Here is a 14,429-nt window from a genome sequence, read left to right as displayed (position 1 = left end):
ATTTAAATTTGAACTGCTTGTCTATGCTTTTTGTTTTTAAAATGAGTGATTATTTTGATCATTGCCAAGCCTTTAAAAGATTTAATAATCAGAAAAATAGGAACACTCTATGTTTGATCCCGCAACAACTGCTCAAATACAAGCAAGCAGTGACCATCCGCTCTCCCCAAATGGTCGCTTCAACCGTCTGAGTTATATCGCTTGGTATGGTCTACTCAGCCTCGTGTGTATGGGGGCTTTTCTCGGTATCTTCGCCTTCGCTGGCATTTTTAGTCTCAGTAATGTCGATGAAACCTTCTTTTCTACATTTTCAGGCATGACCATCTTTGCCCTGATTGGATTGTGGTTCGCTGCATTTTATTTGCAAATTGTATTTCTTATCCGTCGCCTGCATGACCTGAATAAAACAGGTTGGCTGTGCTTACTGCTCTTGGTTCCTGTACTGCAATTTTTGTTCACCCTATACGCTTTATTGGCACCGGGAACCCCTCACCGCAATGATTATGGTGATATTCGTCCATCCAGTGCGTGGGAAAAAATACTCGCATGGATCATGATTCTGTTCAGTCTGTTGATGATGTTCGGCATGTTTGTTTTTGCTTATTATTTTGCCAGCCCAGATTTATGGGATGCACCAACACAAATCATTCAAAATACGACCGAATATTTTTAAGCGATCGCATTCAGTTGATGGATTTGATCATAATGGGAAGCAAAGATTGAATTTTGCATGCGTGTTGGCAATAAATTCATTATGATTGCTTCCCTTATTTACTCCTTCCTTTGCGAAATAGAGATTTTCCTGTGGCAAATGAACAAACAACATTGACGGAAGTGGCGAAAGATACGGGCCAGTTGATCCATCAAGCGGGGGCTAAAACCACGCAAACCGTACTCGCGCATACTGAAAAATATCACGATGCCTATACCACGATTGATAAAATCATGGATAGCTTTTGGGAGCGTATTCCCTACATCGGCATTGCGATCACGGTATTCATCATTTTTTGGCTACTCACCAAGTTGTTTAAATTCTTTATTCGCAAAACCTTGGAAAATCGCAGCTATACCCGTCAAAACTTAGTTCTGGTACTGAATCGGGTCGGTAGCACTTTTATTCTCTTTTTTGGCTTCTTAATTGCATTAGTGATTGCCATTCCAGGCTTCACGCCAAGTCAGTTGATTGGTGCTCTTGGGATTGGTTCTGTTGCGATCGGTTTTGCTTTCAAAGATATTTTTCAAAACCTACTGTCAGGTATTTTGATTTTAATCAGTGAACCTTTCCGTATTGGTGATGATATTGTCGTGAATGGCTTGGAAGGAAATGTCGAAGATATTCAAATCCGTGCCACCTTTTTACGTTCCCCTGATGGCCGTCGTATCGTCATTCCCAATGCCACGGTGTATACCAGTGCAGTAACGGTGAATAATGCCTATCAACGTCGTCGTTGTGAGTTTGTCGTTGGCATTGGCTATGAAGATGACATGCAAAAAGCCAAAAAAATTATTCTCGATATCTTGGATCGCAATCTGAACGTGCTGAGCCAACCGGGATTCTCAGTTAATGTCACCGCACTGGCAGATTTCTCGATTAATTTAACGGTACGTTGGTGGGTCAATACCACTGAAACCAGCACCTCAGCATCTATCAGTGAAATTCAGGAACTGGTCGTGACTGCTTTTGATGAAAAAGGAATTTCAATTCCTTACCCAGTACAAGAAGTCAAAGTCTACCGTGGCGATCAACCTGAACCCAAGACACTTTAGACAAATAAGCGTCCCAAAATATTCGATACCGCGGTTTCAGTTCGTAAAATTCGGTTGCCTAAGCTCTTTGCTTGGCAGCCGTTTTTTATGAGCAGATCGACCTCATACGGAATAAAACCGCCCTCTGGTCCAACAATCAAGCTGCAGCCATGTTGAATTGCATAAGGCATTTGCTGTTCTGCATAAGGATGAGCCGCATAGGCTGGCCGTTCTGCGCTTATCAAAGCTGGTAAAACATCTTCAACAAAAGGCTTAAAGCGTTTATAAAGCTGGATTTCGGGTTCAATGGTATCGCCCGCCTGTTCTAACCCCAAAGTCACATAATCATTGAGTTGCTGTAAAAACGGTGTTTGCCAATAGCTCTTGTCCACTCGGTAACTGTGAATCAGACTAATCCGTTCCACCCCAATCGTCACCGCATCCATGATGATACGGCGCAATACTTTAGGACGTGGTAACGCGAGAATCAGATGCACTGGAAGCTTATCAGGCAGCGCTTCTAACTGAATAGGTTTCACAATGATCTGTTGTTCAGAAATACTTTGAACTTCCGTAAGATAACGCGATCCATGACGTACACCTACTTTAAGACGATCTCCAATCTTCAGTTGTAAGTGCTGACCTAAATGCAGTAATTGTCTGGGTTGGCTAATCTGCCACGCATCCACCGAACTACACTGCTCAGGTTCAAGTAAAACAATATTCATGACGATACTGTTTGCTGTAAATAATGATCAAGCAATTGAATATGTTTCTGCAGTGAACCCTTATTACGCTGCAAAACCAGTTGTGCTTGCTGAACCAATTGCTGAGTCTGTGCAGCATGATCTAGGCAAGCTAATAATTGCTGCCCCACCTGTGCTGCATCCTCTCCAATCAGAATGCCTTGTTGAGCCACAAATTCATCCACAATGGTTTGAAAATTGAAATAACGCGGACCAATGACGGTGGGGACATTCAGCACCATGGGCTCTAAAATATTATGCCCGCCACCTGGCTCATTGAGTGAACCACCGACAAAACAGGCTTGGCTCAAGGCATACCACAACCACATTTCGCCCATACTATCGGCCAGAAATACCTGTGTATCCGCTTGAATCGGTTGTTGAAGGCTACGGCGTTGAGTTTTTAAATTCAAACTTTGGCACACTTGATACACTTCATCAAAACGTTCAGGATGACGTGGCACCACGATACAGAGTAAATTCGGATTTGAATTTAAATGTGGCTGTAATTGTTTGAGTAAACTTTCTTCTTCGGGCGCATGCGTACTGGCTAAAGTAATCATCTGACGACTCGCCAATTGCCACTCTTGTTTTAACTGCTGTGCTTGTTGCAAATACTGTTGTGGTGCTGAAATATCAAATTTAATATTCCCAACCACCTGACTTTTGACTTGATCAAGACCTAAATCGATATAACGTTGTTGCGTTGCGGCATCTTGTGCCAGCATCCAAGTCAACTGTTGCAACATGGGCTGGGCCAAGCGGCGAACTTTGCCATAACCTTTGGCTGATTTTTCGGAAAGGCGTGCATTCAATAAAATACAGGGAATCTGTTGCTGCTTTGCCTGTGCAATTAAATTTGGCCAGATTTCAGTTTCGACTAGAGCCAAAAGCTGAGGCTGATATAAAGCAAAAAATTGTTTCAGTAATGCTTTTTGGTCGACAGGCAAATACACTGCCTGAAATAAATCAAGGTAAGGTGCTTTTAAAAAAAGTGATTTTGCACGTGCCTGTCCGGTCTTGGTGGTATTGGTCACCAAAACTGGATGACCAAGTTTTAAGTAATGCTCGATTAAAGGTTGGGCTGCGTTGGTTTCACCGACAGAAACGGCATGAAACCAAATCGTCCTTAAATTTTGAGGGGCTTGGAATGGACCAAAACGTTCTATACATTCCTGCTGGAATAGTGCATCAGTTTCCGCCCGCTGTTTGATTTTCCAACGATATAGCGGTTTGATACATGTCAGTAGAAAGTTATACCAGAACGGGGTTTGCTGTACTGCGTTTTGCTGCGCCATCCGAGACCATGATTCACAATTTGATTCCCGCTCATTATGCGGAATTTAAATAAAAAACTCATGCGATTTTGGTAAATCACATGAGTCATTTTTGAAGCTTTAAAGCAGATTAAGCTTCTAGCTTTTCAAATACAGGATAATCGGTATAACCTTCCGCACCTGCACCATATAAGGTTTGTGGCTGAAGCGGATTCAAAGGTAAATCGTGTTGCAAACGCTCAAGCAAATCTGGATTCGCAATATATTGTTTACCGAATGAAACTGCATCCGCTTGCCCTGTCGCCAAAATACGCTTAGCCGACTCTGCTGTTAGATTTTCATTAGCAATCCACACCCCTTTAAATTTCGGGCGTAGTTTTGGCAGAACACTATCTGCAGCTTCATATTCACGTGTGAAAATAAAGCCAATATTGCGTTGATCCAGTTGCTCAATGACATAACCGAATGTCGCCAATGGATTTTCATCGCCAATATCATGCGAATCACCACGTGGCGCAAGATGCACACCAACTCGACCAGCGCCCCAAACGTCAATAAAGGTATCGACCACTTGCAGTAATAAACGCGCACGATTTTCAATTGAACCGCCATATTCATCATCACGATGATTGGTTTTACTTTGCAAGAATTGGTCGATCAAATAACCATTCGCCGCATGCAGTTCCACACCATCAAAACCCGCCGCTTTCGCTTGTTCTGCGGCATTTTTATATTGCGCAACAATTTCCTGAATTTCTTCATGCGATAATGCACGCGGCGTTACATAGGCACGCTTTGGACGAAGTAAACTGACTTCACCAGCAGGTTGAATCGCACTTGGTGCCACAGGCGTATCACCATCCAACAAGTCTGGATGTGAAATACGTCCAACATGCCAAAGCTGAACCACAATTTTTGAACCTTGTGCATGCACAGCTTCAACAATTTTATTCCATGCCTGAGCTTGTTCTTGCGACCACAAACCTGGCGTATTGGCATATCCCGCTGCTTTTGGGCTAATGACCGTTGCTTCGGTAATAATAAGACCCGCATTGGCACGTTGTTGGTAATATTCCACCATTAAATCGTTTGGAATACGTTGTTCACCACTACGTGCTCGGGTTAACGGAGCTAAAACCAAGCGGTTTTTAATCGTGAAATCACCTACTTGCAAAGTAGAATTTAGTTCAGCCATGATCGCCTCAACTTACACTTCTTCGATCTAAAGTGCTTGTTTTAAATGTTCGATATATTGCTGAATCAAAGCTTCATTGCGTGTGAAATAGGACCACTGTCCATATTTCTCGACATTAATCAAACCGGCCTGTTGTAGTACAGACAAATGATTCGACATGGTCGATTGTGCAACTTTTCCTAAACGTTCGATGTGTCCTGCACATACACCACGTTCAAAACTACCACCACATTGCTCAACGGGTAGAAATTGCTCAGGCTCTTTCAACCATTGCAAAATCTGTCGACGTAATGGATTGGCTAAGGCTTTGCTTATAACATCAATATCCATAGACTCACCACGTTTCTCAAGCGGCAACACTTTGTTCAGCACCTGAATCCAGTATATCGAACTTTTCAAATATTAATATCCATTTTTTTCGATATTAATATCATATTTTTTCGATTAACCAATAGATGCTGAACGAGATTGCCGTTTTAATTGGATTAAAACTTATAAACCTTGTTTCAAACTTGCTTCGATAAATTTATCCAAGTCACCATCCAAAACTGCTTTGGTGTTGGAATTTTCCACACCTGTACGCAAGTCTTTAATGCGTGAATCATCTAAAACATACGAGCGAATCTGACTTCCCCAACCGATATCTGATTTCGAGTCTTCCAAAGCCTGCGCTGCTTCATTACGCTTGCTCATCTCTAACTCATAGAGTTTGGCACGTAATTGCTTCCACGCATGGTCACGGTTGGCATGTTGCGAACGCTGGTTCTGACATGCCACGACAATGCCTGTTGGTGCATGCGTTAAACGTACCGCAGAATCGGTTTTGTTAATGTGCTGACCACCTGCACCCGAAGCACGGTAGGTATCGGTACGAACATCTGATGGGTTGATATCGATTTCGATATTGTCATCAATCTCAGGTGAAATAAACACTGCTGAGAACGACGTATGACGGTTGTTATTACTGTCAAATGGCGATTTACGTACTAAACGATGTACGCCACTTTCGGTACGTAACCAACCATAAGCAAACTCGCCATCAACACGGATGGTGGCAGATTTAATACCTGCCACGTCACCATCTGACACTTCCATCAATTCAGCTTTAAAGCCATGACGTTCGATCCAGCGTAAATACATACGCAATAACATCGACGCCCAATCCTGTGCTTCTGTACCACCTGAGCCTGATTGAATCTCAAGGAAGCAAGGGTTTGGATCCATCGGATTACTGAACATACGGCGGAATTCAAGATTACCCAAAGCCTGTTCAGCGCTATCTAATTCTGCTTGTACATCCAACAATAAACTTTCATCATCCGCTTCAACTGCGAGGTCAAGCATTGCTTTTGCATCATCTAACTGTTCAGCAAGACGATCAAATACACCTAGCGTGTTTTCTAAACTGCCCTTTTCTTTTGCGATGGCCTGAGCACGGCTCTGATCATTCCAAATCGCAGGGTCTTCTAATTCTCTTAAAACTTCTTCTAAACGCTCAGCTTTTAGATCGTAGTCAAAGATACCCCCGTAGTGTTTGGCTACGATCAGATAAATCTTTCAATTGAATTAAATACGGATTAATTTCCACGCGTCTTTTCTCACACAGTTTTTCACTTAATTGCTTATTTTAACATAACTGTTTTGGTCGACACAGCTCTGTCATTTTGAATCCTTTTGTTTGTTAAATTTGCATTTCTCATTACTTTTTATTATCTTTTCAATGTTTTTAATCCCTCGTTTCAGCAGACCCATTGTGTAAAAATTAGACTAAAAACACTAAAACACATAATTCATCCTAAGTTTTAATAAATCAAAACAATGATTTTTTGTTTATATATATCAAATACATAAAATGTCAAAATTACAAGTCCATTACATTCGTACAGTTCGATTACTTTATCAAGATTGACGCTAGTGAAAATTGCTCTAGACTCGAGTTGTAACAAAACATGTATTAGTGTTTAACACTTGGTTTAAATCTTAATGAGGAAACAACCATGAAAAAATTAGCAATTGCATCAGCACTTTTATCTGCTATCGCAGTAACAGGCACTGCTCATGCTTATCAAGCTGAGGTAGGTGGTTCTTATACCTATAAAGACCAAGATCGTTTTGGTGATAATGATCGTTTCAGCGTAGATGGTAAGTATTACTTTAATCCAGTACAAACACGTAATGCTCCACTTGCAGAAGCAGCTTTCCTTGATCGTGCAAGCAATGTAAAAGCACAGTACGCTCATGAAAAAGATGATGCATTTAAAAATAACCAATATGGCGCAGGTATCGAATACTTTGTTCCAAACAGTGATTTCTATTTAAGCGGTAATATTGGCCGTGAAGAAATCAAACCAAATTCTAAATATGCAACTGATGAAGACAAATTAAAAATTAACCATTACTCAGCTGAAGTGGGTTACTTACCAGCACCAGGTTTATTAGTTGCTGCTGGTGCAAAAACTGTTGATGTGAAAGATGGCGACCGTGAAACTAGTCCAACACTTCGTGCGAAGTATGTGACTAAAATGGGTCAAAATGACGTGAACCTAGAAGCATACACTGCTTTTGGTGACAACAAAGAAGTGAAGTTAAAAGGTGATTACTTCATTGACAAAACTTTAAGCGTTGGTGTTGATTACCAAAAACTTGATTACGACAACACTTTCATCAATTCAAATGAATGGGGTATTTCTGCGAAGAAATTCTTCAATCAACAAGTGAGCTTGGAAGGTCGTGTAGGTTTCGGTAACGATAAATCGTATATTGATAACGACTACACTTCATTCGGTCTTCGTGGTGCATACCGCTTCTAAGACTTGAACAGAACTGTTTTATATCGGAAAAAGCCCTGAATGATTCAGGGCTTTTTTTATTGCTTCAAATAATTTTCCAATCACTTTTCGATCCCCACTCAACCATTCTTCCCTTGTAAGCTTTTCAACAGTCGTCTGCATTTAGCAATTGACGCTTGCCTATTTTTGACTACACTACAGCATGTAACAAAATATGTATTATTTTTAATCGAGGGGGGAAATTCTAATGAAAAAATTAAGTATTCTTGCAACACTAGTGAGTGCTTGCTTTGCAGTCAATGCCCATGCTTATCAAACTGAAACCAACGGTGCATATGAACATATCAATATGGATGATGGTAAAGGTAATAGTGCAGTAATCAGCGGTAAATATTATTTTAACCCTGTGCAAACCCGTAATGCACCTTTAGCAGAAGCGGCTTTCTTAGACAAAGCATCGAATATCGGTGGTGGTTATGCCTATAGCAAACTGAAAGATGACGAAGATTTAGGTGACTTACAATTTAATATTATCGGCCTTCAAGGTGAGTTTTATGTACCTAACTCACAATTCTATCTATCTGGTACCTTACATCGTACCAATATCAAAGCAACAATTAATGGTCTAGGCTCTAATTCTGAAAATGGCGATGGCTATAGTCTTGAAGCAGGTTTCTTACCCATCAATGGATTACTACTTGCAGTCGGTGTTGCCGATTTATCTGATAGCCTAGATCCAGTGCAAATTGCTCAATATGGCTTTACCAATACACTTTCAAATGCTGCAATCGTGTCTGGCGAAAATGACGATACCGCCGTTTCTTTACGCGCGAAGTATGTTTCACAAATTGGTGGTTACTATACCAACTTCGAAGCACTAACTTATATTGGAGATGAAACGACATATCGCCTAGGTGCTGATCTTTATCTTGATCCAACCCTCAGTGTCGGCATCTCATTTGCAGATTCTACTGCTGATGAGTCAGACAGTGTTTTCAATATTCGTGCACAAAAATTCTTTACTCCACAATTTGCTTTAGGTATCGGTTATACCACAACAGATGGTGCTGATTCTTACGGTCTTAACGGTACTGTCCGCTTCTAATCAATAGCGTAAAGCAATAAAAAATCCGCTCATCAGAGCGGATTTTTTATTGCTTTAAAAAAGCGATTTGCAATTGTAGGCTGGTGTTGCCATTAAAGACATTGCGTTCCAAGGTATAAACTAGATCGACATAACCCAGCATTGGATTAAATTCAAAACGATCCATCGCATTAAATGCAATCGCATCTATGGAATGTGACCCGACCGCCAATTTAAGTTTTAAATGTTGCTCTTTGAGCCAACGATAATCGATCACTTTGAATCGACCCTCAAATTGAGGTAATGGGAATTTCTGCCCCCACGGACCCAATTGCTCAATCCAGTCCAATGTACCCAAATGCAGATCTGAATCAGTCAGTTCACCATCCGTCCACAAGGTAGCGTGAAACAAATCTTCATCCATTTCAGCCACAGATTGGGTAAAAATAATTTTGAATTCATCAAAATTTTCTTTTCTTAAGGTCAAACCTGCCGCAGCCGCATGTCCACCAAAATGACTGACCAAATGCGGATATTGCTCCGCCACCTGCTCAATGGTATCTCGGATATGAATCCCCTCAATCGAACGTGCTGAACCTTTGATATGGATTCCATCTTCATCTGGAGCAAAGACAAGACTTGGTCGATGAAACTGTTCCTTTAAACGTCCAGCCACAATCCCAATCACACCTTGATGCCATTGTTCATCAAACATCACAAGTGCAGCAGGCAAATGTGAGGTTTCTAATTGAATATGTTGCAAGGCTTGCATAGCCTGTTGCTTCATTTCAGTTTCAACCTGACGGCGTTCAATATTCAGCTGATTCAACTGCTGTGCAATCGGATAAGCTGTTGCCATGTCAGGTGCAAGCAAGCATTCAATCCCTATCCGCATGCTTTCCATACGGCCTGCCGCATTAATTCGAGGACCAACAACAAAGCCTAAATCCTGCGCACGTAAACTGGCGGCATCTCGCCCTGCAATATCCAGCAAAGCCAAGATACCAGCACGACATTGATGCTGCTGAATACGCTTTAAACCTGCATCAATCAAAATCCGATTGTTGTAATCCAGACTTGCCACATCTGCATAAGTCCCCAAAGCCACCAGATCTAGATACTGGGTGACTTTGCTGCTGCTTTTACCTTGCTGACTGCGGGCACTGGCCAATTTCGCCAATACATAAAAGGCAACGCCTACCCCTGCCAGTGCTTTACTGGAAAATTCACACCCCAACTGATTCGGATTGACCACGGCTTCAGCACAAGGTGTTGGTTTAGTCGTGAGGTGGTGATCCGTAATGATCACCTGCATTCCCAATGCCTGTGCCGTTTCTACACCCGCATGGCTGGAAATACCATTATCCACGGTGATCAAAAGATCGGGCTGATAACTTTGCTGTGCCAGCTCTGCAATTGCAGGAGTGAGTCCATAGCCATACTTAAAACGATCAGGTACCAGATACTCAACTTTGGCCCCCATATCTTTCAACGCAAGAACCATCAAAGCAGTACTGGTTGCACCATCAGCATCATAGTCTCCGACAATGACGATCTGCTGTTGTTGATCAATGGCTTGATCCATTAAGGCAACCGCTTGTTCCAACCCTTTTAATGCGGGAGAGAGTAAATGCTTGAGCTTGAGTTGCAACTCTTGTTCGGACTGAACACCACGTCTTGCCAAAATTTCAGCGATAAACATAGGCACGCCCTGAAACTGTTCAGGGCGTGTCAGCAAAGGTCTTTTTTGAATTTGAATCTGGGTCATTTATGGCATCAAACGTTGTATAGTCCAAAGTCCGTTCTGTTTTTCATAACTTAAACGGTCATGTAGGCGATTTGGTCGCCCTTGCCAGAACTCATAATAATCTGCTTCGAGGCGATAACCACCCCAAAATTCAGGCTTATCCAATTCATTCTGGGCTTGACTCTGCAATGTTTGAAAACGTTGTTGCAATAACTCACGGCTCTCAATCACACCACTTTGTGGGGTACTGATATGTGCGGCGATCTGACTATCACGTGGACGTTTATGGTAATAATCCGTCGACTCTTGTTCAGAAATCTTTATCACCCGACCACCGATACGCACCTGACGTTCCAGACTTGGCCAGTAAAACAGCAACTCTGCATATGGATTTTCAGCTAAATCTAAGCCTTTCTGACTGTCATAATTGGTATAAAAGTCATAACCTGCTTCGGTCGCACCACGTAACAAAACCGTACGTACATGTGGACGGCCTTGCGTATTTGCTGTCGCTAAAGACATGGCATAAGGCTCATGTAGATTCGCGGCCAATGCATGGTTAAACCAATTGAGAAACTGTACATGTGGCTGCACACTGATTTGCGCTTCATGCAATTCACCTTGCTCATAACTTAAGCGCAGTTCACTCAGGTCCTTAATCACATCACTCATGATCGCTCTCCCTTAAGCAGCTTGGGCGTGAGCTCGTACCGCATCGGCCAAATGGTTCGCTAATGCTTCAACTTCTTGCTGTTGATCACCTTCAACCATGACACGAATCACAGGTTCTGTCCCTGATTTACGAATCAACAAACGTCCACGACCTTTCAGTTGTTGTTCCGCTTTTTCAAATTCAGCAACCAAAGCAGGAATCGAATACGGGTCAATCATGTGTTGTAAGCGTACATTCACCAGCACTTGAGGGAATAACACAAAACCGTCCACCAATTCATGTAACGCTTTCGCTTGTTCCACCATCACCGTAAGTACTTGTAAGGCAGCAATGATGGCATCGCCTGTGGTGCTCTTATCTAAAGTTAGAATATGACCTGAAGGCTCACCACCTGTCATCCAAGCATTTTCTTCAAGTGCTTGTAATACATAACGGTCACCCACACTCGCACGTACAAAAGCAACATTGGCTTTTTCTAATGCCAGCTCGAGTGCCATATTACTCATTACTGTGCCAACAACACCCGCTGGCTTATTTTTAGCCTGTGTTGCAAGGATATATAGGATATGGTCACCATCAATCAACTGACCATTTTTATCCACCATCACCACACGATCGGCATCACCATCAAAAGCAATACCGACATCTGCCTGATGTTCCAGCACTGCTTTTTGCAATTGCTCAGGATGGGTTGAACCACAGTTTTCATTAATGTTTAAACCATCTGGCTCATTAAATAATGGAATGACTTTGGCGCCCAATTCACGGAAAACCGATGGCCCAACGCTATACGCTGCTCCGTTAGCACAATCCACCACAATTTTTAAATTACGCAAATCAAAATGATATGGGAAAGTCGATTTACAAAATTCGATATAACGACCGTTGGCATCTTTTACACGTACACTTTTGCCCAGATTTGCTGTGTCCTCAATGACGAGATCTTTCTCTAGCTCTTGATTGATCTGTTCTTGGATTGCATCTGGAAGTTTTTTGCCTGCGCTCGAGAAAAACTTAATCCCATTATCAAAATACGGATTATGTGAAGCCGAAATGACGATTCCCGCGTGTGCATGCAGCGCACGGGTTAAGTGTGCAATCGCAGGGGTTGGTAATGGTCCCAATAAATGGACATAAACACCCGCAGCATTCAAACCTGCTTGCAATGCTGCTTCTAAAATATAACCCGACAAACGTGTATCTTTCCCCAGTACCACAATCGGTTTATTTTTAGGGCTATTTCTCTTTAATACTTTTCCTGCCGCGAAACCCAATTTTAATGCAAACTCTGGAGTAATTGGCATTTGTCCAAATTTGCCGCGAATTCCATCAGTACCAAAATAGCTCATCTTTTACTCACTTTCTTATCTTTATATGGTGTCTAACCATATCTTTCTTCATTGTATTCACTTTACACCAAAACAAAAAAAACCGTCAGTGTCCTGACGGTTTTTCGATCAGCAAAATTACCAAAAATCAACCAACTCGATAGTTTGGCGCTTCCTTGGTAATCGTCACGTCATGAACATGTGATTCTGACATGCCTGCTGAAGTAATTTTCACAAATTTCGCATTTTGACGAAGATCTTCAATAACCGATGAGCCCGTATAACCCATTGATGAACGTAAACCACCCATCATTTGGTGTACGATGTTACCCATTGGTCCTTTGTATGGAACACGGCCTTCAATACCTTCTGGAACTAACTTTTCCGCACCCGCTTTAGCGTCTTGGAAGTAACGGTCAGCAGAACCAGATACGCCTGCCATTGCACCCAATGAACCCATACCACGATACGCTTTGTAGTAGCGGCCTTGGAAGAATTCAACTTCACCAGGTGCTTCTTCAGTCCCGGCAAGTAGTGAACCCACCATAATCGTACTCGCACCTGCGCCAATCGCTTTCGCCATGTCACCAGAGAAACGAATACCACCATCTGCAATCAAAGGAATTTGATCTTTCAGTGCGTTGGCAACGCTATCAATTGCAGAAATCTGTGGCATACCGATACCTGCCACAATACGGGTCGTACAGATCGAACCAGGACCGATACCAACTTTCACCGCATCTGCACCAGCATCAAGCAATGCCAATGCTGCATCACCTGTTGCGATATTTCCACCAATGACTTGAACTTGTGGGTAGTTTGCTTTTACCCAACGTACACGTTCAATAACACCCGCTGAGTGACCATGGGCAGTATCTACGACAATCGCATCTACGCCTGCATCAACCAAAGCTTCTACACGACTTGGGGTTTCAGCACCTGTACCAACCGCAGCACCAACACGTAAACGACCCAAATCATCTTTACAACTGTTTGGGTAGCTTTCAGCTTTACGGAAGTCGGTTACGGTAATTAAGCCTTTCAGCTCATTGTTTTCACCAACGACCAAAACTTTTTCAATACGATGCTTTTGTAGCAATGCTTGGATATTTTCTTTCGATTCGCCTTCACGAACAGTCACGAGGCGATCTTGGCCTGTCATGATGTTACTTACAGGCTGTTCAAGATTGGTTTCAAAGCGTGTGTCACGACCTGTGACAATACCCACCACTTTGCCATCTTTTACAACAGGCACACCGCTAATATTATTCGCTTGGGTAATCGCAATCAGCTCACGTACTGTCGTTTCAGGACCAACCGTAATTGGGTCTTTCACCATACCTGCTTCAAATTTTTTCACACGGCGAACTTCAGCGGCTTGCGCTGCAATATCCATGTTTTTATGCAAAATACCAATACCGCCATTTTGCGCCATCGCAATCGCCATACGTGATTCAGTCACTGTATCCATTGCAGCAGAAACGAGAGGGATATTAAGTTGAATTCCGCGAGTTAAACGTGTCTTTAAGGAGACATCTTTTGGGAGAACAGTTGAGTAGGCAGGAAGTAATAAGACATCATCGAAGGTTAGCGCTTCTTGAACGATGGTCAGCATAACAATCTCACTGGTAATTTCCGTGAGCTATTATAAACAAATTTCGATGTGATTTCATTTTCTATGATGAAAATAATTTTAATCGGCACTTCGGTGGCTTTCTATTCCATCTTTTTGAGTACTGATTCGTGAAAATATAACTCGCTCAACTTTTTATTATTCATATTATATTCAATAACCTACAGATCAAAAACCAAAACTCACGGATGGAACAGCAACCTCTCTGCCC

General features: G+C 42.2%; 13 protein-coding genes. 4 read left to right on the top strand and 9 right to left on the bottom strand.

Annotation, left to right across the window (positions count from 1 at the left end):
* Positions 1 to 109 precede the first annotated feature (109 nt).
* On the top strand, positions 110 to 673 hold the full coding sequence (locus tag MMO42_RS05875; protein ID WP_241319699.1) for a DUF805 domain-containing protein: 564 nt from the start codon (positions 110 to 112) through the stop codon (positions 671 to 673).
* A gap of 131 nt (positions 674 to 804) precedes the next feature.
* The gene (locus tag MMO42_RS05870) at positions 805 to 1,767 is read left to right on the top strand and encodes a mechanosensitive ion channel family protein (RefSeq protein ID WP_241319698.1); all 963 of its coding nucleotides are present in this window, start codon (positions 805 to 807) and stop codon (positions 1,765 to 1,767) included.
* On the opposite strand, the gene MMO42_RS05865 is transcribed toward MMO42_RS05870, so the two are convergent.
* The 5 genes from MMO42_RS05865 to prfB form a co-directional block, all read right to left on the bottom strand.
* Entirely contained in the window at positions 1,764 to 2,474 is a 711-nt protein-coding gene (locus MMO42_RS05865; protein ID WP_241319697.1) for a 16S rRNA (uracil(1498)-N(3))-methyltransferase, read from the bottom strand. The two genes, MMO42_RS05870 and MMO42_RS05865, sit on opposite strands and share 4 nt — an antisense overlap.
* Positions 2,471 to 3,790, bottom strand: coding sequence for a 3-deoxy-D-manno-octulosonic acid transferase (locus MMO42_RS05860; protein WP_241319696.1), 1,320 nt, complete (start codon positions 3,788 to 3,790; stop codon positions 2,471 to 2,473). Before MMO42_RS05860 ends, MMO42_RS05865 begins: the two co-directional genes overlap by 4 nt.
* A 109-nt stretch (positions 3,791 to 3,899) precedes the next feature.
* Positions 3,900 to 4,964: an alkene reductase gene (locus MMO42_RS05855; RefSeq protein ID WP_241319695.1), complete on the bottom strand. Its 1,065-nt coding sequence runs from the start codon at positions 4,962 to 4,964 to the stop codon at positions 3,900 to 3,902.
* A gap of 27 nt (positions 4,965 to 4,991) precedes the next feature.
* Positions 4,992 to 5,294, bottom strand: a complete 303-nt coding sequence (locus MMO42_RS05850) for a helix-turn-helix transcriptional regulator (RefSeq protein ID WP_032863220.1) — start codon at positions 5,292 to 5,294, stop codon at positions 4,992 to 4,994.
* A 162-nt stretch (positions 5,295 to 5,456) separates the two neighbouring features.
* Positions 5,457 to 6,552 (bottom strand): peptide chain release factor 2 gene (prfB, locus tag MMO42_RS05845; RefSeq protein ID WP_096089470.1). Its coding sequence is split into 2 segments (ribosomal slippage): positions 5,457 to 6,479 and positions 6,481 to 6,552, totalling 1,095 coding nucleotides; the frame shifts between segments, so codons are not numbered across the junction.
* A gap of 409 nt (positions 6,553 to 6,961) precedes the next feature.
* On the opposite strand from prfB, the gene MMO42_RS05840 reads away from it, so the two are divergent.
* Complete coding sequence (locus tag MMO42_RS05840) at positions 6,962 to 7,774, top strand: putative porin (RefSeq protein ID WP_241319694.1); 813 nt, start codon at positions 6,962 to 6,964, stop codon at positions 7,772 to 7,774.
* Between the two features lie 226 nt (positions 7,775 to 8,000).
* Positions 8,001 to 8,858, top strand: a complete 858-nt coding sequence (locus tag MMO42_RS05835) for a putative porin (protein WP_241319693.1) — start codon at positions 8,001 to 8,003, stop codon at positions 8,856 to 8,858.
* A 46-nt stretch (positions 8,859 to 8,904) separates the two neighbouring features.
* Here MMO42_RS05835 and recJ read toward each other — a convergent pair whose 3' ends face one another.
* From recJ to guaB, 4 genes are all read right to left on the bottom strand, one after another.
* On the bottom strand, positions 8,905 to 10,605 hold the full coding sequence (gene recJ / locus MMO42_RS05830) for a single-stranded-DNA-specific exonuclease RecJ (protein ID WP_241319692.1): 1,701 nt from the start codon (positions 10,603 to 10,605) through the stop codon (positions 8,905 to 8,907).
* Positions 10,606 to 11,256, bottom strand: coding sequence for a pyridoxamine 5'-phosphate oxidase (pdxH, locus tag MMO42_RS05825; RefSeq protein ID WP_241319691.1), 651 nt, complete (start codon positions 11,254 to 11,256; stop codon positions 10,606 to 10,608).
* Between the two features lie 12 nt (positions 11,257 to 11,268).
* A complete protein-coding gene (gene glmM / locus MMO42_RS05820) occupies positions 11,269 to 12,606 on the bottom strand; it encodes a phosphoglucosamine mutase (protein WP_241319690.1) in 1,338 nt (445 codons plus the stop codon).
* Positions 12,607 to 12,733: 127 nt separating this feature from the next.
* On the bottom strand, positions 12,734 to 14,200 hold the full coding sequence (gene guaB, locus MMO42_RS05815; protein ID WP_005147644.1) for an IMP dehydrogenase: 1,467 nt from the start codon (positions 14,198 to 14,200) through the stop codon (positions 12,734 to 12,736).
* Between the last annotated feature and the right edge of the window lie 229 nt (positions 14,201 to 14,429).

It is taken from the genome of Acinetobacter sp. ANC 3882 (genome assembly GCF_022549545.1).
Taxonomy (GTDB): Bacteria; Pseudomonadota; Gammaproteobacteria; order Pseudomonadales; family Moraxellaceae; genus Acinetobacter.
This window is presented reverse-complemented; position numbering and strand designations above follow the sequence as displayed.